The organism is Pseudomonas kuykendallii (genome assembly GCF_900106975.1).
Taxonomy (GTDB): Bacteria; Pseudomonadota; Gammaproteobacteria; order Pseudomonadales; family Pseudomonadaceae; genus Pseudomonas_O; species Pseudomonas_O kuykendallii.
The window spans coordinates 520,400-542,143 of sequence record NZ_FNNU01000004.1 but is presented as its reverse complement, the minus strand read 5'-3'; the positions used below and the strand labels follow the sequence as shown (position 1 = coordinate 542,143).

The following is a 21,744-nucleotide window of genomic DNA, read 5'->3' as shown; positions in this document are numbered from 1 at the left end:
CTCGCAAGGCGAAGGCTGATTAGCTCAGCTGGGAGAGCACCTGCATCACACGCAGGGGGTCGGCGGTTCGATCCCGTCATCAGCCACCATGTGAGAATCGGACGAAAGTCCAACCGACACGCAGCGGTAGTTCAGTCGGTTAGAATACCGGCCTGTCACGCCGGGGGTCGCGGGTTCGAGTCCCGTCCGCTGCGCCATATCTTCTCCCTCACCGGAGAAACAAAAGAAGCTGCCTTGAGCGGCTTTTTTTGTGCCTGCAAAAACCGCCGCTGCGCTTTGCGAGCGGAAGCGTTTCTGCGGCTTCAGTTAAAGATGTGAAATTGACGTCAATAGCGCGTCGGTAGCTTATGATGCGCGCGGGCGACCAGTCGGCGTCTTGCATCGGGCTGATGCATGGAGTCGGCGGCTGGTCGTTCACCTCCCTTGCTGTGCTCTCCACACGTCGCCACTTGCCGATCCCTACCTCCAGGATTCACGAATGACTGCCTCCGTTCGCCTTCGCGTGCTGCCCGAACGCTATGCGGTATCCCGACTGGACGGTTTCGAGTCTATTCCGGCGTGGGCCGATGGTCCGGGCTTCGTCTCCATCAGCCGAAGTGCGGACGAGTTGTCCATCGTCTGTCCGCAGCATCGCGTGCCGGCCGGCGTGACCTCGGACGGCGGCTGGGCCTGCCTGCAACTGGTGGGGCCGTTCGCCTTCGACGAGACCGGAATCGTGCTGTCGGTGGTGCGTCCCTTGTCGGAGGCGGGGCTGGGGATCTTCGTCGTTTCGACGTACGACGGCGACTTCCTGATGCTCAAGGCCGCCGACCTCGACCGGGGCCGGCGCCTGCTGGTCGACGCGGGGCATGGCTTCGAGTGACCGGCACTTGAGCGGCATCGTCGATGCGGCAAAGGGCAGGGCGGCTATGTCGACCGATCCGCGGTTCTTCGTTGAACCTTCCTCCAGACGGCGCTGACGTAGGTAGACAAGGTCGCTCGTCGCGAACAATTGACGAGCCCGACAGGTTTCACGCATATTGATAGTTAGCGAACTATGTTTATGCATTCTATTTCATTCCTATGAATCTCGACGCCCTTCGACTCAGCATCAGCAGCGGCATGGTGGTGGCGACCCGCCACTGGCGGCGGATCTGCCAGTCGGCGCTGGTCAACCACGGTATTTCCGAAGCCTGCGCGGTGCCATTGCTGATGATCGCGCGGCTTGGCGACGGCGTGCGGCAGGTCACCGTGGCCCATGCCGCCGGGCTGGAAGGGGCGTCGCTGGTGCGGCTGCTCGATCAGCTGTGCAGCGCCGGATTCGTCTGTCGCAGCGAAGATGCCGCCGACCGTCGCGCCAAGTCCCTCAGCCTCACCGAGAGCGGGCGCGCGCTGGCGTCGGCGATCGAAGCCGAACTGACCCGCCTGCGCCGTGAGGTACTGCAGGACGTCGCTCCCGCCGACCTCGAAGCGACACTGCGCGTGTTGCGTGCCTTCGAGGCGGCGGGCGTGCCGGGCTCGGGCGCGCCATGACCGGGTTCTTCAGCAGCGTGCCGCCGGCGCGCGACTGGTTCTATGGCGTGCGCACCTTCGCCGCGTCGATGATCGCGCTGTACATCGCGCTGCTCATGGAAATGCCCCGACCGTACTGGGCCATGGCCACCGTGTACATCGTCTCCAGTCCCTTCGTCGGGCCGACCAGTTCCAAGGCCCTCTACCGCGCCGCCGGTACCGCTCTGGGCGCCAGCGCGGCGGTGTTCTTCGTGCCGCTGCTGGTGCAGACGCCCTATCTGCTGGCCATCGTCATCGCGCTCTGGACCGGCGTCCTGCTGTTCCTCTCGCTGCACCTGCGCACCGCCAACAGCTATGCGCTGATGCTCGCCGGCTACACCCTGCCGCTGATCGCCTTCCCGGTGGTGGACAACCCGGAAGCCGTCTTCGAGGTGGCCGTTTCGCGTACCGAGGAGATCTTTCTCGGCATCGTCTGCGCGGCGGTGGTCGGCAGCATGTTCTGGCCGCGGCGTCTGGCGCCCGTGCTGGTGGACGCGGCGGGGCGCTGGTTCGCCGATGCCAGCACCTACAGCGACCGCTTTCTGGCGCGCGACGTGCAGCCGGATGAGGTCGGTGCGCTGCGGGCTTCGATGGTCACCACCTTCAATACCCTCGAGCCGATGATCGGCCAGTTGCCCCATGAGGGAGCCCGGCCGCAGACGGTGCGCAATGCCAAGGAGCTGCGCGGGCGGATGATCCACCTGCTGCCGGTGGTCGATGCGCTGGACGACGCCTGGTGGGCGCTGGAGCGCCGTTCGCCGGAGCTGGTGGCGCGGCTGGCGCCGTTGCTCGACGAGACGCGGGACTGGCTCAGAGACACCCGCGAGGGCGCGCCGGTCGAGCGCTGGCAGGCCCTGCGCGACAGTCTCGAGCGCCTGCAGCCCCGCTCGGAGCAGCTCGACGAACGTCGCCAGTTGCTGTTTTCCAACGCGCTCTATCGCCTCGGCGAGTGGATCGACCTGTGGCAGGACTGCCGCAGCCTGCAGCACGCCATCCAGACCGAGAGCCAGACGCCGTGGCGCGCGGTGTACCGGCACTGGCGGCTGGGTCGCCTCACGCCCTACCTCGACCGCGGCATGATGCTCTACTCGGTGTGCTCGACCATCGCCGCGATCAGCGTGGCGTCGTTCCTGTGGATCCTGCTCGGCTGGAGCGACGGCGGCAGCGCGGTGATCCTCGCCGCGGTGGCCTGCAGCTTCTTCGCCGCGATGGACGATCCGGCGCCGCAGATCTACCGGTTCTTCTTCTGGACCGCTATGTCGGTGCTGTTCGCCAGCCTCTACCTGTTCCTCGTACTGCCCAACCTGCACGACTTCCCGATGCTGGTGCTGGCGTTCGCCGTGCCGTTCATCTGCGTCGGCACGCTCACCGTGCAGCCGCGCTTCTACCTCGGAACCCTGCTGACCATCGTCAACACCGCGTCGTTCATCAGCATCCAGGGCGCCTACGACGCCGACTTCATGAGCTTCATCAATTCCAACCTCGCCGGGCCTGTGGGGTTGCTGTTCGCCTTCGTCTGGACGCTGGTGATGCGTCCGTTCGGCGTCGAGCTGGCGGCGCGGCGGATGACCCATTCCGGCTGGCGCGACATCGCCCGCCTGGGCGAGCCGGCCAACCTCAATGAGCACCGGGTGATGGCGGTGCGCATGCTCGATCGCCTGATGCAGCAGTTGCCGCGCCTGGCGCAGACCGGACAGGACACCGGTGTCGCCCTGCGCGACCTGCGTATCGCGCTCAACCTGCTCGACCTGCTGGCGTACCTGCCGCGCCTGCCGTCCTACCCGCAGGCGCTGCTGCGGCAGATCGTCGAGGAGGTGGGCGCGCATTTCCAGGCCTGCCTGGACGCCGGCGAACGCCTGCCCGCGCCCAAGGGTCTGCAGATGACCATGGACCGCGCCCGCCGCGCGCTGTCGACCTCGTCGCTGGACGCCATCAACGAAGCGCGCCCGCACGTGCTGCACGCGCTCAGCGGCTTGCGCCTGGCGCTGCTGCCCGGCGTCGAGGTGCCCGGCAGCGGCGAGGTCGAAGAACAGCCGCCCTATGGCATCGATGGAGCTCCCCTGTGATCGGCGATCTGGATATCAGCGGGGTGTTTCTGCCCACGCTGCTGGTGCTGATGGGCATCACCTATGTGCTTTACCTCGGGGTGCACGCCGTGCTGACGCGCCTCCATTTCTATCGCCTGGTCTGGCACCGGGCCTTGTTCAACGTCGGTCTCTACGCGCTGCTACTGGGCGCGGTGGACGGGCTCAGTCGATACCTGATGACATGAAGAAACCCTGGTTGACCTTGGGCCGCGTGGTCCTGACCCTGCTCGTTGTCTCCTTCGCCGCGGTGATCGTCTGGCGCATGGTGATGTACTACATGTTCGCGCCCTGGACCCGCGACGGCCACATCCGCGCCGACGTGATCCAGATCGCCCCGGACGTTTCCGGGCTGATTCACCAGGTGGACGTGCGCGATAACCAGGTGGTGACGCGTGGCCAGGTGCTGTTCCGCATCGACCCGGAACGCTTTGGGCTTGCGCTGCGCCAGGCGCAGGCGACCGTCGCCGAGCGCAAGGAAACCTACGAGCAGGCGCGCCGCGAAACCCGGCGCAACCAGCAGCTGGGCAACCTGGTCGCCCGCGAGCAACTGGAAGAGAGCCAGTCGCGCGAGGCGCGGGCGTTGTCCGCGCTGGCCGAGGCGCAAGTGGCGGTGGACAGCGCGCAGCTGAACCTGGACCGCTCGGTGATCCGCAGCCCGGTGAACGGCTACCTCAACGACCGCGCACCGCGCGCCCAGGAGTTCGTCAGCGCGGGGCGGCCGGTGCTCTCGGTGGTGGATGGCGAATCCTTCCACATCGACGGCTATTTCGAAGAAACCAAGCTGGCCGGCATCCAGGTCGGCCAGTCGGTGGACATCCGCGTGGTCGGCGACGGCGCGCGCCTGCGCGGCCACGTGCAGAGCATCGCCGCCGGCATCGAGGACCGCGACCGCAGCAGCGGCAGCAACCTGCTGCCCAACGTCAACCCGGCGTTCAGCTGGGTACGCCTGGCGCAGCGGATTCCGGTGCGTATCGACTTCGACGAGGTGCCCGAGGATTTCCGCATGATCGCCGGACGCACCGCGACGGTGTCGATCGTCGAGGGCAGCGCCGGGGAGGGCGGTCGGCAATGAACGCGCTGCTCCGGGCAGGCGCCGCCGGCGTCGCCCTGCTGCTCGCCGCCTGCCAGGTCGTCGGGCCGGATTACCACCTGTCTGAGAAGGCCGCGCTGAATCGCCCGGACCTGCAGGGCGAGCTGGCCGGCGCGGGCGCCGAGGTGGTGTCGGCGCCGGTGCCGGCGGACTGGTGGAAGCTGTATCAGGACCCGCGTCTGGACCAGCTGGTGACCGCGGCGCTGGCCTCCAACGCCGACCTGCGGGTCGCCGCGGCCAACCTCGCGCGCTCCCGCGCCCAGGTCGACGAGGCGGCCGCCGCCGGTGGCTTCGGCGGTGGCGTGGACCTCGCCGCCGAGCGCATCCAGGAATCCGGCGAGGCCTTCCTGCTGCCTGACAAGGTGCCGGTGGCGAACATCGGCAACGTCGCGCTCAGCGCGTTCTACCAGTTCGACCTGTTCGGCGTGCTGCAGCGCGGCATCGAGGCCGCCAGGGCCAATGCCGACGCCACCCAGGCCGCGGCCGATACCGCGCGGATCACCCTGGTCGCCGACGTGGTGCGCGCCTACACCCAGGTCTGCGCGGCCAACGAGGAGCGCGCCATCGCCGAGCAATCGCTCGACCTGCAGCAGCAGGGCGTGACGCTGGTGCAGCGTCTTCGCGATGCCGGTCGCGGTGACGAGACCCAGGTGACGCGCAGCGAAACCCAGTTCAAATCGCTGCGCGCCGAGCTGCCGCGTTTCGAGGCGCAGCGCCAGGCCGGGCTGTTTCGCCTGTCGATGCTGCTCGCGCGGCCGCTGGAGCAATTGCCCGCGGGTGTCGGGCAATGCGCACACCTGCCGCGGATCAGTCAGGTGATGCCGGTCGGCGACGGCGCCGCGCTGCTCAAGCGGCGCCCGGACATCCGTCAGGCCGAACGGCGCCTGGCGGCGTCCACCGCGGGCATCGGCATCGCCACCGGCGAGTTGTATCCGGACATCAGCATCGGTGCCACCGTCGGCACGGTGGGCATCATCGATAACCTCGGCAAGCCGTCGACCAACCGCTGGGGCTTTGGCCCGCTGTTGAGCTGGACGGTGCCGTCCAACGGCGCGCGCGAACGCATCCGCGAGGCGGAGGCGGCGAGCCAGGCGGCGCTGGCGCATTTCGACGGCGTGGTGCTCAACGCCATCCGCGAGGCGCAGACCGGGCTGGCCCAGTACCGCGCGACGCTGGAGCGGCGCGACGCGCTGGCCGACGCCGCGCGCTCGGCGCAGCAGGCGGCGGAGCAGACGCACCGCTTCTTCCAGGCCGGCCGCGAATCCTTCCTCGCCGACCTGCAGGCGACGCGCACCTACACCGACGTGCGCGGCCAACTGGCGGCGGCGGAATCGCAGGTCGCGATGAGCCGCATCGACCTGTTCCTCGCCCTCGGCGGCGGCTGGCAGGCGCCGCAGGCTAGCGCGGCACGTCTGTGACCGGTTCTACGACTATGGTCGCGATTACTACTAAGGTCGGCTGTCGCGGCCTAACCGGCGGCTTACAGTAACTTCACCGCAAATCGTCGGTGGAGGATAAAAATAAAATGCACGACCTTGCTTACAAGCGGATCGAACAGAGCCCGCAATTCAAAGAACTGGTGGCCAAGCGCGAGAAGTTCGCCTGGATTCTCTCCGCCATCATGCTCGGCCTCTACGTGGTCTTCATCCTGCTGATCGCCTTCCAGCCACAGTTGCTGGGCGCCCGCATCAGCCCCGACTCCAGCGTCACCTGGGGCATTCCCATGGGTGTCGGCCTGATCGTCTCGGCCTTCGTGCTCACCGGCATCTACGTGCAGCGCGCCAACGGCGAGTTCGATCGCCTCAACCAAGCCATCCTGGATGAGGTGAAACAATGATCGCGCGCCTGCTTTCCGCCTTCGCCCTGGCCGGCTTCTCTCCGCTGCTCTGGGCCGACGCGCTCACCGGCGATGTACAGCGCCAGCCGCTCAACGTTTCGGCGATCGCCATGTTCGTCGCCTTCGTCGCGCTGACCCTGGGCATCACCTACTGGGCCTCCAAACGCAACACCTCCACCTCTGCCTTCTACACCGCCGGCGGCTCCATCACCGGTTTCCAGAACGGCCTGGCGATCGCCGGCGACTACATGTCGGCGGCGTCCTTCCTGGGTATTTCCGCGCTGGTGTTCACCTCCGGCTACGACGGCCTGATCTATTCGATCGGCTTCCTCGTCGGTTGGCCGATCATCCTGTTCCTGATCGCCGAACGTCTGCGTAACCTGGGCAAGTACACCTTCGCCGACGTAGCGTCCTACCGCCTCGGCCAGACCCAGATCCGCACGCTGTCCGCCTGTGGTTCGCTGGTGGTGGTGGCGTTCTACCTGATCGCCCAGATGGTCGGTGCCGGCAAGCTGATCGAGCTGCTGTTCGGCCTCGACTACCACGTCGCCGTGGTCCTGGTGGGTATCCTGATGGTTCTCTACGTGCTCTTCGGCGGCATGCTGGCGACCACCTGGGTGCAGATCATCAAGGCTGTGCTGCTGCTCTCCGGCGCCTCCTTCATGGCGATCATGGTGCTCAAGCACGTCAACTTCGATATCAGCACGCTGTTCAGCGAAGCGATCAAGGTGCACCCGAAAGGCGAGGCCATCATGAGCCCCGGCGGCCTGGTGAAGGACCCGATCTCGGCCTTCTCCCTGGGCCTGGCACTGATGTTCGGTACCGCAGGCCTGCCGCACATCCTCATGCGCTTCTTCACCGTCAGCGACGCCAAGGAAGCCCGCAAGTCGGTGTTCTACGCCACCGGTTTCATCGGCTACTTCTACATCCTGACCTTCATCATCGGCTTCGGCGCGATCCTGCTGGTCAGCACCAACCCGGACTTCAAGGACGCGACCGGCGCTCTGCTGGGCGGTAACAACATGGCGGCGGTTCACCTGGCCAATGCGGTGGGTGGCAGCGTGTTCCTCGGCTTCATCTCGGCGGTGGCCTTCGCCACCATCCTCGCCGTGGTATCGGGTCTGACCCTCGCCGGCGCCTCGGCGGTGTCCCACGACCTGTACGCCAGCGTGTTCCGCAAGGGCCGCGTCAACGACAAGGACGAGATGCGCGTATCGAAGATCACCACGGTCGCCCTCGGCATCCTGGCGATCGGCCTGGGCATCCTGTTCGAGAAACAGAACATCGCCTTCATGGTCGGCCTGGCGTTCTCCATCGCCGCGAGCTGCAACTTCCCCGTGCTGTTGCTCTCGATGTACTGGAAGAACCTGACCACCCGTGGCGCGATGATCGGCGGCTGGCTCGGCCTGATCACCGCGGTGGTACTGATGGTGCTCGGCCCGACGATCTGGGTGCAGATCCTCGGCCACGAGAAAGCCATCTACCCGTACGAGTATCCGGCGCTGTTCTCCATCCTCATCGCCTTTGCCGGGATCTGGTTCTTCTCGGTCACCGACAAGTCGAAAGCCGCCGCCGGCGAACGTGCGCTGTTCTTCCCGCAGTTCGTTCGCTCGCAGACTGGCCTCGGTTCGAGCGGTGCCACTGCGCACTGACCGCCATTTCCTCTGGCACCTGGGGCAGCTTCGGCTGCCCTTTTTCATGCCTGCCGGGAGGCGAATCGCAGGCACGAAAAAGCCCGCGCGAGGCGGGCTTCTTTCGTTACGGAGCCGGCTATACCTTGCCCAGCAGTACCAGGATCAGCAGGATGATCAGCACGGTGCCGACGATCCCCGAGGGGCCATAACCCCAGCTGCGCGAGTGAGGGAAGACTGGCAGACCGCCGATCAACAGCAGGATCAGGACGATGATCAGAATAGTGCTGATGCCCATGGTGGAACTCCTTATGTAAGAACGGTGCTCGAGGCGCGCATCCAGCAGCGTTGAGCTTTTGGCGACGCTTATCTGATCCGACTGTCGCGGCGCGGGAAAAATTCACCCGAAGCGCGATGATCCGCATCCCATCCCCTTTGCAGAGCCTTCGTGGAGTCGCCGATGGCCTACCGCTTCGCCGCCGATGCGCTGCTGGTACTGCATCTGGCGTTCATTATCTTCGTGCTGTTCGGCGGCCTGCTCGCGCTGCGCTGGCGCTGGATGCCGTGGCTGCATCTGCCGGCGGCGGGCTGGGGCGCGGCGGTCGAGCTGCTGCACCTGTATTGCCCGCTGACACCCTGGGAAAACCGCCTGCGCCGCGCCGCCGGAGAGGTCGGCTACCCGGGCGATTTCATCGAGCACTACCTGCTTCGGCTGATTTACCCGGAGGGCCTGACCGCCCAGGCGCAGCTGTGGATGGGCGCCGTGGTGCTGCTGCTCAACCTGGCGGTCTACGCACATTGGCTGCGGCGCCAACGCTGAATCGTCACTGCGTCTGAGCACCCATTCAGCAGCCTGATGGTTGGCCGGAGGGCGGTTTGCCTTCGCTACACTGCGGCCATTCACGACGAACAACAAGAAGGCAGAAACCCCATGCAAACACGCATCATGATCACCGGCGCCGGTTCCGGACTGGGCCGCGAAATGGCTTTGCGCTGGGCGCGCGAGGGCAGCCAGCTGGCGCTTTCCGACGTCAACGAAGCGGGCCTGGCGGAAACCCTGAAACTGGTACGCGAGGCCGGCGGCGATGGCTTCACCCAGCGCTGCGACGTGCGCGACTACAGCCAGCTCACGGCGTTCGCCCAGGCCTGCGAAGAGCGTCTGGAGGGCATCGACATCATCGTCAACAACGCCGGCGTGGCGTCCGGCGGGTTTTTCAGCGAGCTGTCGCTGGAGGACTGGGAATGGCAGATCTCGATCAACCTGATGGGCGTGGTCAAGGGCTGCAAGGCGTTCCTGCCGCTGCTCGAGCGCAGCCAGGGCCGGATCGTCAATATCGCCTCGATGGCGGCGCTGATGCAGGGGCCAGCCATGAGCAACTACAACGTCGCCAAGGCCGGTGTGGTGGCGCTCTCCGAGAGCCTGCTGATCGAGCTCAAGCAGCAAGGCATCGGTGTGCACGTGGTCTGCCCGTCGTTCTTCCAGACCAACCTGCTGGACTCCTTCCGCGGCCCGACGCCGGCGATGAAGGCGCAGGTCGGCAAGCTGCTGGAGGGCTCGCCGATCAGCGCCGCCGAGATCGCCGATTACATCTACCAGGAGATCGCCAAGGGCGAATTCATGATCCTGCCGCATGAGATGGGCCGCATGGCCTGGGCGCTCAAGCAGAAGAACCCGCAGGCCCTGTACGCGGAAATGGCCGGCATGGCGGAGAAGATGCGCGCCAAGGCCCAGCGCGGCTGAAGCGGCCGGGCGGTTTCGTCGGACTCCCGGCGAGCGCTTCTCCGACCGCCGTCGCTGTGTTAGAAGGCAGCCTGGTTTTTTCGGAGTAACGGCGTGGAGTCCGAATCCATCGTCTATGGCTGTATCCGCGACTGGCCGACGGTCAGTTCGCAGGAGTGCGCCGAGCGCCGGGCGAACAACCGTGCGGTGCTCGCCTCATTGCCGGCCGAGGGCTGGAGCTTTCTCGGCCGCGACCTGTTCAGCTGCTGCGAACAGCCTGGCGATGGGCTCTATCGAACCCAGGTGATCCACTTCGGCGCCAGCTATCCGGCGGTGGAGTACGAATGGTCAATCTGGATCGAGCAGTTCGAGGCGCTGCTGCGGCGCCTGTACTGGGCCAGCGCGGTGGTTCACCTGGAAACCGAGCTCAACGGCACCCACACCTTCCGCTGGGAATCCGAAAGCGGCCTGCACAGCCCGCACGACAGCGACCTGCGCATGCGCTGCGCCTGGGAGCGCGAGGGCGGCACGCTGGGCTAGGCGTGGCGCCCGCCGCAACGGCTCAATCGAGCCATTCGCGCGGCACCTGTTCCTTGAGCATCAACTGGCACTGCTGGCTTTCCGGCTCGAAGACGATCACCGCGCGGCCTTTCTCCAGCGCCCTGCGCGCACGTTCGATACGGGTTTCCAGCGGCGTCTCGTCGCCGTTGTCGGTGCCCTCGCGGGTGACGAAGTCTTCCAGCAGGTGGGTGAGGGTGTCGCTTTGCAGTTGGTCGTGGGGGATGAGCATCGATAGTCTCCTGGCGCCGGCATGCTACCGCGCCGGCCTGGAGTGGTCATCCGTGCCCTCGACGACCGGCGCGGCCGCCGGCGACGGTCGTGGCAGGTAGCGCTCCAGCGTGGCGTAGAGCAGCAGGCTGTCCAGCGGCTTGCCGAGGAAGTCGTCCATGCCCACGGCCGCGCCCTGCTGGCGGTGTTCCTCGAGAATGTGCGCGGTGAGCGCGATGATCGGTACCGGCGGCAGGTCCTGCTCGCGTTCGAGCTGGCGAATCCGCCGGGTCGCCTCGAAGCCGTCCATTTCCGGCATCTCGCAGTCCATCAGGATCGCCTGCACGCCGCGCGGGAAGTGACGGTATTCCTCCACCGCGGCAACGCCGTTGGACACCAGCCTGATCCGGTAGCCGCGCTTGCGCAGGAAACCCTGCACGACCAGCTGGTTGACCGCGTTGTCCTCGGCAACCAGCACGCAGGGCGCATCGCCCAGCGCCTGTCGTGGCGCCGGAGCCGCTTCGGGTGGAAGTTCCTCGGTACGGTCATAGACCTTCAGCAGCGCCTCGCGCAGCGGCTTCACCGAGATCGGCTGCGCCAGCGCGAAGAGTTTCAGCACCTGGCTGGCCGGCACCCGCTGGCATTGCTCCGGCGGGCACAGCAGCAGGACCCGCTGGCCGGGTGCCAGGGAGCTGCGCAGGCTGTCCAGCCAGTACTCGGCACTGCCCGGCCAGGGCGCCATCAGCACCAGCAACTGCGGGCTCGGCGCGCTTTCGAGGCGTTCCAGCAGGTGTTCCGGGCTCTGGCAGTGTTCGGTATGGATGCCCCAGCGTCGCAGCAGGTGGCCGACGGTTTCCAGCGCGGTGGCGTCCAGCGAGGCTAGCAGCGCGTGCTGACCTTCGAGCAGGTGGCGCAGCTCGTCGGTATCGGGCTCGGCCTGCAGCGGGATGTCGAAGGTGAAGCGGGTGCCCTGGCCGAGCTTGCTCTGCGCCTCGATGCGACCGCCCATCATCTCCACCAGCTCCTTGCTGATCGCCAGGCCCAGGCCACTGCCGCCGTAGCGGCGGGTGGTGCTGGAGTCGCCCTGGGCGAAGGACTGGAACAGCGTGTTGAGCACTTCGCGGCGCATGCCGATGCCGCTGTCGCTGACGCTGAACACCAGCTGTTCCTGGCCGCGCGCATCGGTGCGCCGGGTCACGCCGAGCGCGACGTGGCCTTCGGCGGTGAACTTGATCGCGTTGCCCAGCAAATTCATCAGCACCTGCTTGAGGCGCGTCGGGTCGCCCTTGATCCGCTGCGGCACGCCGCCTTCCAGGCTCACGTGCAGGCGCAGGCGTTTTTCCATGGCCTGGGCGGTGAACAGGCTGAGGGTGTCGGAGACCAGTTCCTCGAGGTCGAAGGAAATGTTCTCCAGGGTCAGCTTGCCGGATTCGATGCGCGCGTAATCGAGGATGTCGTTGATCACCGCCATCAGCGCCGTGCCGGAACTGGCGATGGTTTCCACGTAGAAGCGCTGGCTGCGGTCCAGGCTGGTTTCCTTGAGCAACTGCAGCATGCCCAGCACGCCGTTCAGCGGGGTGCGGATCTCGTGGCTCATGGTGGCGAGGAAACGGCTCTTGGCCTTGTTCTCGATCACCGCCTGCTCGGCGGTCTGGCGCGACAGGAAGCCTTCCTCCTTGAGCAGGTTGATGCGGTCGGCGAGGCCGATGGACAGCGTGATGAGCTCGACGGTGACGCCGATCTTCACGGCAGTGGCGCCGTAGATGCCGAACACCTCAAGGCCCAGCGAGCCCGTGGTGGCCTGAATGAACGTCAGCAGCAGGACGCCCCAGGCCAGCATGTAGTAGGAGCCATAGCGCAGCCCGGCATTCCACACATAGATGCCGGCCAGCAGCGAAAAGAAGGACACCGTCAGCACCGTCAGGCTGGCGAGGATGGTCCAGGCCATCATCCCGATCAGCGGCTCCGAGCAGAGGCACACCACGGTGCCCAGCATGAGCAGCTGCAGCGCGCGGTCCATGCTCGGGAAGTGCTGCCGGGTGTGCAGGAAGTGCCGGCTGAACTGCAGGGCGAACAGGCAGTGGCTGTACATCAGGGCGTAGATGCCCAGCGCCTCCAGCTCGAGCCAGTCCGGCAGCATCTGGAACATCAGGCCGTCGAAGCTGGCGGCGAACAGGCCGATGTTGACGTTGTACATCAGGTACCAGAAGTACGCCGGCTCGCGCAGCGACAGGTAGAGGAACAGGTTGTAGCAGAACATCGCGAACAGCACGCCATAGAAGGCGCCGTTGAAGCCCATGGCGACTTCCTGCGCCGACGCGCTGGCGGCGTGAGTGGCGAAGAACAGCGGCACGAACGCCGTGCTGGTGGTCTGCACGCGCACCAGCAGCACGCTGTCGCCGGGCGGCACACGGGTGGGGAACCAGAAGTTGCGCACCGGCACCGGGCGCTCGCCGAACGGATGCGTGTCGCCGCCGGCCTGCCGGGTCAGCGTCCCGTCCGGCGCGATCAGGTACAGCTGGATGTCGTCGAGCAGCGGGTAGTTGACCTCGATGAAGCCGTCCAGCGTGTGCGGCCGGCTGTTGCGCAAGTCCACCTTCAGCCACCAGGTCGAACGGCTCTTGCCCATGTTGGGATAAACGCCGGGGGCGGGCCGGAACAGGCGGTCTTCGATCCGCCGCACCTGTTCGATATCGAGCAGGCCTTCGGGGTCTTCCAGAATGCCCACGTAGGGGCCCAGGGACAGGCGCAGTTCGTCCTGATCCAGAGGCGCCACCGGCATCGCGCAAACCCCTCCGGAAAACAGAAACACCAACAGCAACAAGCAGATGCGAGGCATCGTGACCTCAAAGATTAAAGCTCCGTGGCGGCACTGTGCCCGGATGCTGCAGGGGGTTCAAGGGGCGCCGGACGCGGCGTACCGACTAGTGGCGCTGCTCCGGCAGCATTCGCTCCAGCAGGCCATCGCGGCGAACGGCGACGTGCCAGACGGTGGCGGCCACGTGCAGGATGATCAGCCCGTACACGGCGAACTGCCCCCACACGTGCAGGGTATTGGCCAGTTGCCCCAGCGCTTCGTTCTTCTCGAAGCCGGGCAGCGAGATCACCCGGAAGAACGGCACGTCCTGGCCGTTGCCGGCCATCAGATAGCCGGTGACCGGCATCGCCAGTAGCACGGCGTAGAGTAGCCCGTGATTGAGCCCCGCGATCAGCCGCATCAGGCGCCGTGTGCCGGCGGGGTAGGCCGGCACTCGGTGGCGCCAGCGCCAGGTCAGGCGCAGCAGGATCAACAGGAACACCGAGATGCCCATGGATTCGTGGGCCATGTACCAGAACGTGCGGATCGGTCCCGGAGGGAAGTTCTCGGCGACCCAGACGAAGGGCAGCACGAAGCAGAGTGCCGCGGCGGTCAGCCAGTGCAGCGCCTGGGCCAGCCCGGTGTAACGCTCGATGCTCACGCGTGGAAACCTCTTGTTGTGTGTCGGCGCCAGCGCCTGGCGCTTAGGCAGCCGACGGCGCGCTTGGTTCTGCGGCGCGCGGTCCGGCGTTGGCCGGTAGAATGGCGCGATGGCGTTTTCACGGGATGCGACGGTGGATCTACAGCAGGGCTTCGTTCTGACCCGGCACTGGCAGGACACGCCCGCGGGCACCCAGGTGGAGTTCTGGCTGGCGACCGACCACGGCCCGCGGCGCCTGCGTCTGCCGCTGCAGACCTCGGTGGCCTTCGTGCCCGCCGAACAGCGCGCGCGGGTGGAACTGCTGCTGCAAGGTGAACGCGACGTCGAGTTGCGTGCGCTCGAGCTCTGCGACTTCCAGCATCGCCCGGTGCTCGGGCTGTACTGCCGTCAGCATCGCCAACTCATCCAGCTGGAGAAGCGCCTGCGTGGCGCCGGCCTGGACGTCTACGAAGCCGACATCCGGCCGCCGGAGCGCTACCTGATGGAGCGCTTCATCACCGCGCCCGTGCAGTTCGCCGGCACGCCCGACGCCGACGGGCTGCTCCTCGACGCCGTGCTGAAACCGGCGCCGGGCTATCGCCCGCGACTGCGCCTGGTGTCGCTGGACATCGAGACCACCGAGCGCGGCGAACTCTATTCCATCGCCCTGGAAGGCTGCGGCCAGCGCCAGGTGTACATGCTCGGGCCGGCCAACGGCGATTCCGCCGGGCTGGACTTCCCGCTGGAGTATTGCGACAGCCGCGCGCAGTTGCTGGAGCGCCTCAACGGCTGGATCGCGCGGCACGACCCGGACGCGATCATCGGCTGGAACCTGGTGCAGTTCGACCTACGCGTACTGCACGAGCACTCGCAGCGGCTCAAGGTGCCGCTGCTGCTGGGGCGCGACGCCCAGCCGATGGAGTGGCGCGAGCACGGCAGCAAGCAGCACTTCTTCGCGGCCGCCGCCGGCCGGCTGATCATCGACGGCATCGAGGCGTTGCGCTCGGCGACCTGGAGCTTCCCCTCGTTCAGCCTGGAGAACGTCGCGCAGACGCTGCTCGGCGAGGGCAAGGCGATCAGCACGCCGTACCAGCGCATGGACGAGATCAACCGGATGTTCGCCGAGGACAAGCCGGCGCTGGCGCACTACAACCTCAAGGATTGCGAACTGGTCACGCGGATCTTCGCCAGGACCGAACTGCTCACCTTCCTCCTCGAACGCGCCAGCGTCACCGGCCTGCCGGCGGACCGCAGCGGCGGCTCGGTGGCCGCGTTCGGTCACCTGTACCTGCCGGCCATGCACCGCCAGGGCTTCGTCGCACCGAACCTTGGCGAGCGCCCGCCGGAGGCGAGCCCCGGCGGCTTCGTCATGGACTCGCGTCCAGGGCTCTACGAGTCGGTGCTGGTGCTGGACTACAAGAGCCTCTACCCGTCGATCATCCGCAGCTTCCTGATCGATCCGGTCGGGCTGGTGGATGGCCTGCGCCATCGCAGCGACGCCGACTCGGTGCCTGGCTTTCGCGGCGCGCGCTTCTCGCGCACGCGGCATTGCCTGCCGGCCATAGTCGCGCGCGTCGCCGAAGGCCGCGAGGCGGCCAAGCGCGAGGGCAACAAGCCGTTGTCGCAGGCGCTGAAGATCATCATGAACGCCTTCTACGGCGTGCTCGGCTCCAGCGGCTGCCGCTTCTTCGATCCGCGCCTGGCTTCCTCGATCACCCTGCGCGGGCACGAGATCATGCGCCGCACCCGCGCGCTGATCGAAGCCGAGGGCCACCTGGTGATCTACGGCGATACCGACTCCACCTTCGTCTGGCTCGGCGGCGAGCATGCCGAGGAAGAGGCGGCACGCATCGGCCGGGCGCTGGTGGCGCGCGTCAATGAATGGTGGCGGGCCCACCTGCGCGACGAATACGGCCTGGAAAGCGCGCTGGAACTGCAGTTCGAGACGCACTTCCGGCGCTTCCTGATGCCGACCATCCGTGGCGCGGAGGAGGGCAGCAAGAAGCGCTACGCCGGCCTGGTGCGGCGCGCCGACGGCAGCGAGGAGATGGTCTACAAGGGCCTGGAGACCGTGCGCACCGACTGGTCGCCGCTGGCCCAGCGCTTCCAGCAGGAACTCTACCTGCGCATCTTCAACCGCCAGCCTTACCAGGATTATGTGCGCGACTACGTGCGCCGCACCCTCGCCGGCGAGCTGGACGAGCTGCTGGTCTATCGCAAGCGCCTGCGTCGGCGGCTCGACGACTACCAGCGCAATGTCCCGCCGCAGGTGCGCGCGGCGCGTCTGGCCGACGAGCACAACGACCAGCACGGCCGCCCGCGGCAATACCAGCGTGGCGGCTGGATCAGCTACGTGATCACCCTCGCCGGGCCGGAGCCGCTCGAAGCGCGCCGCTCGCCGATCGACTACGACCACTACGTGACGCGCCAGCTGCAACCGGTGGCGGACGCCATCCTGCCGTTCGTGGACGACGGCTTCGCCGCGCTGGTGGATGGGCAGATGGGCTTGTTCTAGATAAGTTCGGCCGTCCTCGCCCGGCAGGGTGGGCTTCAGCCCAAGCGATACGGCGCTGCGTCTGGCAGGGGTGGGCTGAAGCCCACCCTGCGAACGCCTGGGAGGCTACGGCTTGTCGCCGACCACATCCTCCACTGCCGGCACGCGGGTTTCCGGTTGCAGCTGCACATCTTCGCCGATCTGATGGCTAAAGCGCTCCAGAGAGGCCTTTTCCGGGTGCGCGTCGCTGGCGAACACCGGCGGGCTGAGCAGGTAGGCGCAGATCAGCCGGCCCAGGGCCAGCAGGCTGTCGATATGCGTGCGCTCGTAGCCGTGGGTGGCATCGCAGCCGAAGGCGAGCAGGGCGGTGCGGATGTCGTGGCCGGCGGTGATCGCCGACTGCGCATCGCTGTGGTAGTAGCGGAACAGGTCGCGGCGCACCGGAATCTCGTGGCGGTCGGCCAGCCGCAGCAGGTGCCGCGACAGGTGATAGTCGTAGGGACCGCCGGAATCCTGCATGGCCACTGTCACCGAATGCTCGGTGGATTGCTGGCCGGGGGCGACCGGGGCGATGTCGATGCCGACGAACTCGCTGACGTCGAAGTTCAGCGCGGCGGCGGCGCCGGAGCCGGTTTCCTCGGTGATGGTGAACAGCGGATGACAGTCAATCGGCGGCTCCAGGCCGCTGTCGACGATGGCCTTGAGCGAGGCCAGGAGCGCCGCCACGCCGGCCTTGTCGTCCAGGTGGCGGGCGCTGATATGGCCGCTCTCGGTGAACTCCGGCAAGGGGTCGAAGGCGACGAAATCGCCGATGGCGACACCCAGCGCGCGGGTTTCCTCCAGGGAGTTGGTCAGCGCGTCGAGGCGCAACTCGACGTGCTCCCAACTGACCGGCAACTGGTCGACGGCCGTGTTGAAGGCATGCCCCGAGGCCATCAGCGGCAGCACGCTGCCGCGCAGCACGCCGCGGTCGGTGAATACGCTGACCCGGCTGCCTTCGGCGAAGCGGCTCGACCAGCAGCCCACCGCGGCGAGCGCCAGGCGACCGTTGGCGTGGATTTCCCGCACGCTGGCGCCGATGGTGTCGAGGTGCGCGGAGATGGCCCGGTCCGGGCTGTAGCGGCGCCCCTTGAGCGTCGCGCGGATGGTGCCACGGCGGGTCAGCTCGTAGGGAATGCCGAGCTCGTTGAGGCGCTCGGCGACGTAGCGGACGATGGTGTCGGTGAACCCGGTGGGGCTGGGAATGGCGAGCATTTCCAGCAGGACCTTCTGCATGTACTGCATGTCCGGTTCGGGCAGTCTTGCGGTCATGGTGTTCTCCCTTACGGCTGGGCGGCGAGGGCGCACGGGCCGGTTTGGCAGGGTGCGGCCTACAGCTATTCCGACCCGGAAGGTGCGGAATCATTCAGCCGAATCGAATCCGAGGTGAGTGGCTGTCGCGGCTGGCCTGGCAATCCCTCGCCAGGCGGGACGCTAGATCTTGCTCAGCGGAAACAGCAGGTCGACGAAGCGTTCGGCAGTGGGTTGCGGCTCGTGGTTGGCCAGGCCGGCGCGCTCGTTGGCCTCGATGAACACGTACTCCGGCTGATCGGCGGCCTTGACCATCAGGTCGAGACCCACCATCGGGATGTCCAGCGCGCGGGCGGCGCGCACGGCGGCGTCGACCAGGGTCGGATGCAGCTGCGCGGTGACATCCTCGAGAATGCCGCCGGTATGCAGGTTGGCGGTGCGCCTCACCGCCAGCTGCATGCCTTCGCCCAGCACCGTGTCGTAGTCGTGGCCGGCCGCACGCAGGGTGCGCTCGGTTTCGTCGTCCAGCGGAATCTTGCTCTCGCCGTGAGTGGCGGCCTGGCGCCGGCGGCTCTGGCTCTCGATCAGCTTGCGGATGCTGCTGCGGCCGTCGCCGATCACCGTGGCCGGGCGGCGGATGGCGGCGGCGACCACCTCGAAGCCGATCACCAGGATGCGCAGGTCATGGCCTTCGTGGAAGCTCTCCAGCAGCACGCGGCTGTCGAACTGGCGCGCGGCCTCGATGGCGGCTTGCAACTCCTCGACGGTACGCAGATCGACTGCGACGCCCTGGCCCTGTTCGCCGTCCACCGGCTTCACCACCACGCTGCCGTGGGCTTCGAGGAAGGCGGCGTTGTCCTCGTCGCTGCCGGCGAGCTGTTGCGTCGGCAGTGAAAGACCGGCACGGCGCAGGTAGCTGTTGGTCAGGCGCTTGTCCTGGCACAGCGTCATGCTCACCGCGCTGGTGAGGTCGGAGAGCGACTCGCGGCAGCGCACCCTGCGGCCGCCGTGGACCAGGGTGAAGAGCCCGGCGGGCGCATCGTCGACCTGCACCTCGATGCCGCGGCGCAGCGCTTCGTCGACGATGATCCGCGCGTAGGGGTTGAATTCCACGTCCGGCCCGGGGCCGAGGAACAGCGTCTGGTTGATGCCGTTGCGGCACTTCACGGCGAAGGTCGACAGCGTGCGGAAGCCCAGCTTGGCGTAGAGCGCCTTGGCCTGACGGTTGTCGTGCAGCACCGAGAGGTCGAGGTAGGTCAGCCCGCGCGACTGGTAATGCTCGATCAGGTGACGCACCAGCGCCTCGCCGACGCCCGGCCGACTGCACTGCGGATCGACCGCCAGGCACCAAAGGCTGGAGCCGTTTTCCGGATCGGCGAAGGCTTCCTGATGGTTCAGGCCCATCACCGTGCCCAGCGCCGTGCCGGTATCGCTGTCCTCGGCGAGCCAGTACACCGGGCCGCCTTCCTCGCGCGGGGTGATCTTCTGCGGGTCGACCTGGAGCATGCCGCGGCTCTGGTAGAGTCGATTGACCGAGGCCCAGTCGCTGGCGCTCTGGGCGCGACGCAGATGGAAGCCGCGAAAGGGCCGGCGTGCCGGACGGTAGTCGGAGAACCAGATGCGCAGGGTGTCGGAGGGGTCGAGGAACAGTTGCTGCGGCGCCTGCGCCAGCACCTGCTGCGGGGCGGCGACATAGAGCGCGATGTCGCGCTCGCCGGTCTTCTCGGCGAGCAGGTCGCGCGCCAAGTGCACCGGGTCGGGATAGGTATGGCCGATCAGCAGCCGGCCCCAGCCGCACTGCAGGGCGACTGGGCCTCCGGGTCCGTCGAGGCCGTCCTCCGCGCGCTGCGCCTGCAGGCGCTCGTAGGACGGTGCCTGGCCGCGCAGCAGGCGCTGGCCGTAGGCTTGTGACTTTTGCATGAAGCCTCCTGAAAACCGCGGCGCGCAGGCGTGCCGCGGGGAAATCGTGTGCGGGCGGAGCGCCGGTCTCGCGGGAGCGCTCATCCGGGCCGCGGGCCGGATACCGGCGGCGCTACAGGCCTTGCTGGGTCAGCCAAAGGTTGAGTGCGGCCAGTTGCCAAAGTTTCGAACCGCGCAGCGGCGTGAGCTGGCCCTGCGGATCGCTGAGCAGGCGGTCGATCAACTGCGGGTTGAACAGGCCGCGGTCCTGGCTCGGGTCGAGCAGCAGGTCGCGCACCCAGCCGAGCGTCGCGCCCTGCAGATGCTTGAGCCCCGGCACCGGGAAATAGCCCTTGGGCCGGTCGATCACCTCGGCGGGAATCACCCGACGCGCGGCTTCCTTGAGCACGTGCTTGCCGCCGTCGGGCAGCTTGAATTTCCCCGGGATGCGCGCCGACAGCTCCGCCACCCGGTAGTCGAGGAAGGGCGTGCGCGCCTCCAGGCCCCAGGCCATGGTCATGTTGTCGACACGCTTCACCGGGTCGTCCACCAGCATCACCGTGCTGTCCAGGCGCAGCGCCTTGTCCACCGCCGCGCTGGCGCCGGGCTGGGCGAACTGCTGGCGCACGAAATCGCCGGAATGGTCGTCGCCGACCCACTTGGCCTGCACGGTATCGGCGTACTCGGCGAAGTCGCGATCACGGAACGCCTGCAGATAGGCCTCCACCGGGTCGGCGGCGCCGTCCACCTGCGGATACCAGTGGTAGCCGGCGAACAGCTCGTCCGCACCCTGGCCGCTCTGCACCACCTTGCAATGCTTGGCGACCTCGCGGGAGAGCAGATAGAACGCGATGCAGTCGTGGCTGACCATCGGCTCGCTCATCGCGGCGAAGGCGGCCGGCAGTTGCTCGATGATTTCCTTCTCGTCGATGCGTAACTGGTTGTGGCGCGTGCCGTAGTGCTTGGCGATCAGGTCGGAATAGTGGAACTCGTCGCCGCGCTCGCCGCCGGCATCCTCGAAGCCGATGGAGAAGGTCAGCAGGTTGTCCGCCGCGCCGGCTTCGCGCAGCAGGCCCACCAGCAGGCTCGAATCGACGCCGCCGGAGAGCAGCACGCCAACGTCCACCGCGGCGCGCTGACGAATCGCCACCGCCTCGCGCAGGGTATCCAGCGTGCGCGTCTGCCAGTCCTCGAAGCTCAGCGCGGCTTCCTCGGCGGTCTGCCCGTATTCCAGCGTCCACCAGGTTTTCTGCTCGCTGCGGCCATCGGCCTCGACGCGCAGCCAGGTGGCCGGCGGCAGCTTCTCGATACCGGCGATCAGCGTGTGCGGCGCCGGCACCACGGCGTGGAAGCTCATGTAGTGGTTGAGCGCGACGGGGTTGATGATCTTGGCGATGTCGCCACCCTGCAGCAGCGCCGGCAGGGTCGAGGCGAAACGCAGGCGTTCGCCGGTACGCGACAGGTACAGCGGCTTGACGCCGAGGCGGTCGCGGGCGAGGAACAGCCGACCGGAGTCGCGCTCCCAGATGGCGAAGGCGAACATGCCGTTGAGCTTGGGCAGTAGCGCTTCGCCCCAGGCGTGATAGCCCTTGAGCAGCACCTCGGTATCGCCTTCGGAGAAGAACGCGTAACCCAGCGTCTGCAACTCGGCGCGCAGCTCCGGATAGTTGTAGATGGCGCCGTTGAAGACCATCGACAGGCCCAGCGAAGGGTCGACCATCGGCTGTCCCGACGCGGCTTCCAGATCCATGATCTTCAGCCGCCGGTGGCCGAGGCCCAGCGGGCCTTCGCTGTGGAAACCACAGGCGTCGGGGCCACGATCGGCCAGGTGTTGGGTGATGCGCTCGACGGCTGCCAAGTCGCTCGGGCGCTTATCGAAGCGCAGTTCTCCTGCTATTCCGCACATGATCCTTACCGGTTCTCCGTTGGGGTGTGGGTGTGTTTTTTTCGCGGCGTTGATA

At 67.1% G+C, this 21,744-nt stretch carries 19 protein-coding genes and 2 tRNA genes; 14 read left to right on the top strand and 7 right to left on the bottom strand.

Annotation, left to right across the window (positions count from 1 at the left end; genetic code table 11):
- Positions 1 to 13 precede the first annotated feature (13 nt).
- From BLV15_RS15865 to BLV15_RS15820, 10 genes are all read left to right on the top strand, one after another.
- A tRNA-Val gene (locus tag BLV15_RS15865) sits at positions 14 to 89 on the top strand.
- 31 nt (positions 90 to 120) lie between these two features.
- A tRNA-Asp gene (locus BLV15_RS15860) sits at positions 121 to 197 on the top strand.
- 281 nt (positions 198 to 478) lie between these two features.
- Positions 479 to 862, top strand: coding sequence for an ACT domain-containing protein (locus BLV15_RS15855; protein WP_090230306.1), 384 nt, complete (start codon positions 479 to 481; stop codon positions 860 to 862).
- Positions 863 to 1,062: 200 nt separating this feature from the next.
- Positions 1,063 to 1,512 (top strand): MarR family winged helix-turn-helix transcriptional regulator, encoded by a 450-nt coding sequence (locus tag BLV15_RS15850; RefSeq protein ID WP_090230303.1) that lies wholly within the window; start codon positions 1,063 to 1,065, stop codon positions 1,510 to 1,512.
- Positions 1,509 to 3,596, top strand: coding sequence for an FUSC family protein (locus tag BLV15_RS15845; protein WP_090230301.1), 2,088 nt, complete (start codon positions 1,509 to 1,511; stop codon positions 3,594 to 3,596). Before BLV15_RS15850 ends, BLV15_RS15845 begins: the two co-directional genes overlap by 4 nt.
- Complete coding sequence (locus BLV15_RS15840) at positions 3,593 to 3,802, top strand: DUF1656 domain-containing protein (protein WP_090230298.1); 210 nt, start codon at positions 3,593 to 3,595, stop codon at positions 3,800 to 3,802. The genes BLV15_RS15845 and BLV15_RS15840 overlap by 4 nt, the downstream gene beginning before the upstream one ends.
- On the top strand, positions 3,799 to 4,689 hold the full coding sequence (locus BLV15_RS15835; RefSeq protein ID WP_090230296.1) for an efflux RND transporter periplasmic adaptor subunit: 891 nt from the start codon (positions 3,799 to 3,801) through the stop codon (positions 4,687 to 4,689). Before BLV15_RS15840 ends, BLV15_RS15835 begins: the two co-directional genes overlap by 4 nt.
- Positions 4,686 to 6,125 carry an efflux transporter outer membrane subunit gene (locus BLV15_RS15830; protein WP_090230293.1) on the top strand — a complete coding sequence of 480 codons (1,440 nt, stop codon included), beginning with the start codon at positions 4,686 to 4,688 and terminating at the stop codon, positions 6,123 to 6,125. The genes BLV15_RS15835 and BLV15_RS15830 overlap by 4 nt, the downstream gene beginning before the upstream one ends.
- A 107-nt stretch (positions 6,126 to 6,232) precedes the next feature.
- Positions 6,233 to 6,544: a DUF485 domain-containing protein gene (locus tag BLV15_RS15825; RefSeq protein WP_090230291.1), complete on the top strand. Its 312-nt coding sequence runs from the start codon at positions 6,233 to 6,235 to the stop codon at positions 6,542 to 6,544.
- Positions 6,541 to 8,196, top strand: coding sequence for a cation acetate symporter (locus tag BLV15_RS15820; RefSeq protein WP_090230288.1), 1,656 nt, complete (start codon positions 6,541 to 6,543; stop codon positions 8,194 to 8,196). Before BLV15_RS15825 ends, BLV15_RS15820 begins: the two co-directional genes overlap by 4 nt.
- Positions 8,197 to 8,314: 118 nt before the next feature.
- On the opposite strand, the gene BLV15_RS15815 is transcribed toward BLV15_RS15820, so the two are convergent.
- Positions 8,315 to 8,473: a DUF3309 family protein gene (locus BLV15_RS15815; protein WP_090230285.1), complete on the bottom strand. Its 159-nt coding sequence runs from the start codon at positions 8,471 to 8,473 to the stop codon at positions 8,315 to 8,317.
- 162 nt (positions 8,474 to 8,635) lie between these two features.
- Between BLV15_RS15815 and BLV15_RS15810 the strand changes: the two genes are divergently transcribed.
- The 3 genes from BLV15_RS15810 (at position 8,636) to BLV15_RS15800 (ending at position 10,435) form a co-directional block, all read left to right on the top strand.
- The gene (locus BLV15_RS15810) at positions 8,636 to 8,995 is read left to right on the top strand and encodes a DUF2784 domain-containing protein (RefSeq protein ID WP_090230280.1); all 360 of its coding nucleotides are present in this window, start codon (positions 8,636 to 8,638) and stop codon (positions 8,993 to 8,995) included.
- 111 nt (positions 8,996 to 9,106) lie between these two features.
- Positions 9,107 to 9,916 (top strand): SDR family oxidoreductase, encoded by an 810-nt coding sequence (locus tag BLV15_RS15805; protein WP_090230278.1) that lies wholly within the window; start codon positions 9,107 to 9,109, stop codon positions 9,914 to 9,916.
- Between the two features lie 93 nt (positions 9,917 to 10,009).
- Positions 10,010 to 10,435, top strand: coding sequence for a hypothetical protein (locus BLV15_RS15800; RefSeq protein ID WP_090230274.1), 426 nt, complete (start codon positions 10,010 to 10,012; stop codon positions 10,433 to 10,435).
- A gap of 22 nt (positions 10,436 to 10,457) precedes the next feature.
- On the opposite strand, the gene BLV15_RS15795 is transcribed toward BLV15_RS15800, so the two are convergent.
- The 3 genes from BLV15_RS15795 to BLV15_RS15785 form a co-directional block, all read right to left on the bottom strand.
- On the bottom strand, positions 10,458 to 10,685 hold the full coding sequence (locus tag BLV15_RS15795) for a YheU family protein (protein WP_090230271.1): 228 nt from the start codon (positions 10,683 to 10,685) through the stop codon (positions 10,458 to 10,460).
- Between the two features lie 24 nt (positions 10,686 to 10,709).
- Complete coding sequence (locus BLV15_RS15790; RefSeq protein ID WP_090230269.1) at positions 10,710 to 13,502, bottom strand: hybrid sensor histidine kinase/response regulator; 2,793 nt, start codon at positions 13,500 to 13,502, stop codon at positions 10,710 to 10,712.
- Between the two features lie 85 nt (positions 13,503 to 13,587).
- Complete coding sequence (locus BLV15_RS15785; RefSeq protein ID WP_090230266.1) at positions 13,588 to 14,121, bottom strand: cytochrome b; 534 nt, start codon at positions 14,119 to 14,121, stop codon at positions 13,588 to 13,590.
- A gap of 133 nt (positions 14,122 to 14,254) precedes the next feature.
- Here BLV15_RS15785 and BLV15_RS15780 point away from each other — a divergent pair, with 133 nt between their 5' ends.
- Complete coding sequence (locus BLV15_RS15780) at positions 14,255 to 16,615, top strand: DNA polymerase II (RefSeq protein ID WP_090230409.1); 2,361 nt, start codon at positions 14,255 to 14,257, stop codon at positions 16,613 to 16,615.
- A gap of 105 nt (positions 16,616 to 16,720) precedes the next feature.
- Here the strand turns inward: BLV15_RS15780 and BLV15_RS15775 are convergent, their stop codons facing one another.
- The 3 genes from BLV15_RS15775 to BLV15_RS15765 all read right to left on the bottom strand — a co-directional run bounded on the left by BLV15_RS15775 (position 16,721) and on the right by BLV15_RS15765 (position 21,689).
- On the bottom strand, positions 16,721 to 17,905 hold the full coding sequence (locus BLV15_RS15775) for an osmoprotectant NAGGN system M42 family peptidase (RefSeq protein ID WP_090230264.1): 1,185 nt from the start codon (positions 17,903 to 17,905) through the stop codon (positions 16,721 to 16,723).
- A 162-nt stretch (positions 17,906 to 18,067) separates the two neighbouring features.
- Positions 18,068 to 19,804 (bottom strand): N-acetylglutaminylglutamine synthetase, encoded by a 1,737-nt coding sequence (gene ngg, locus BLV15_RS15770; RefSeq protein ID WP_090230261.1) that lies wholly within the window; start codon positions 19,802 to 19,804, stop codon positions 18,068 to 18,070.
- Between the two features lie 112 nt (positions 19,805 to 19,916).
- Positions 19,917 to 21,689 carry an N-acetylglutaminylglutamine amidotransferase gene (locus BLV15_RS15765; RefSeq protein WP_090230259.1) on the bottom strand — a complete coding sequence of 591 codons (1,773 nt, stop codon included), beginning with the start codon at positions 21,687 to 21,689 and terminating at the stop codon, positions 19,917 to 19,919.
- Positions 21,690 to 21,744 lie beyond the last annotated feature (55 nt).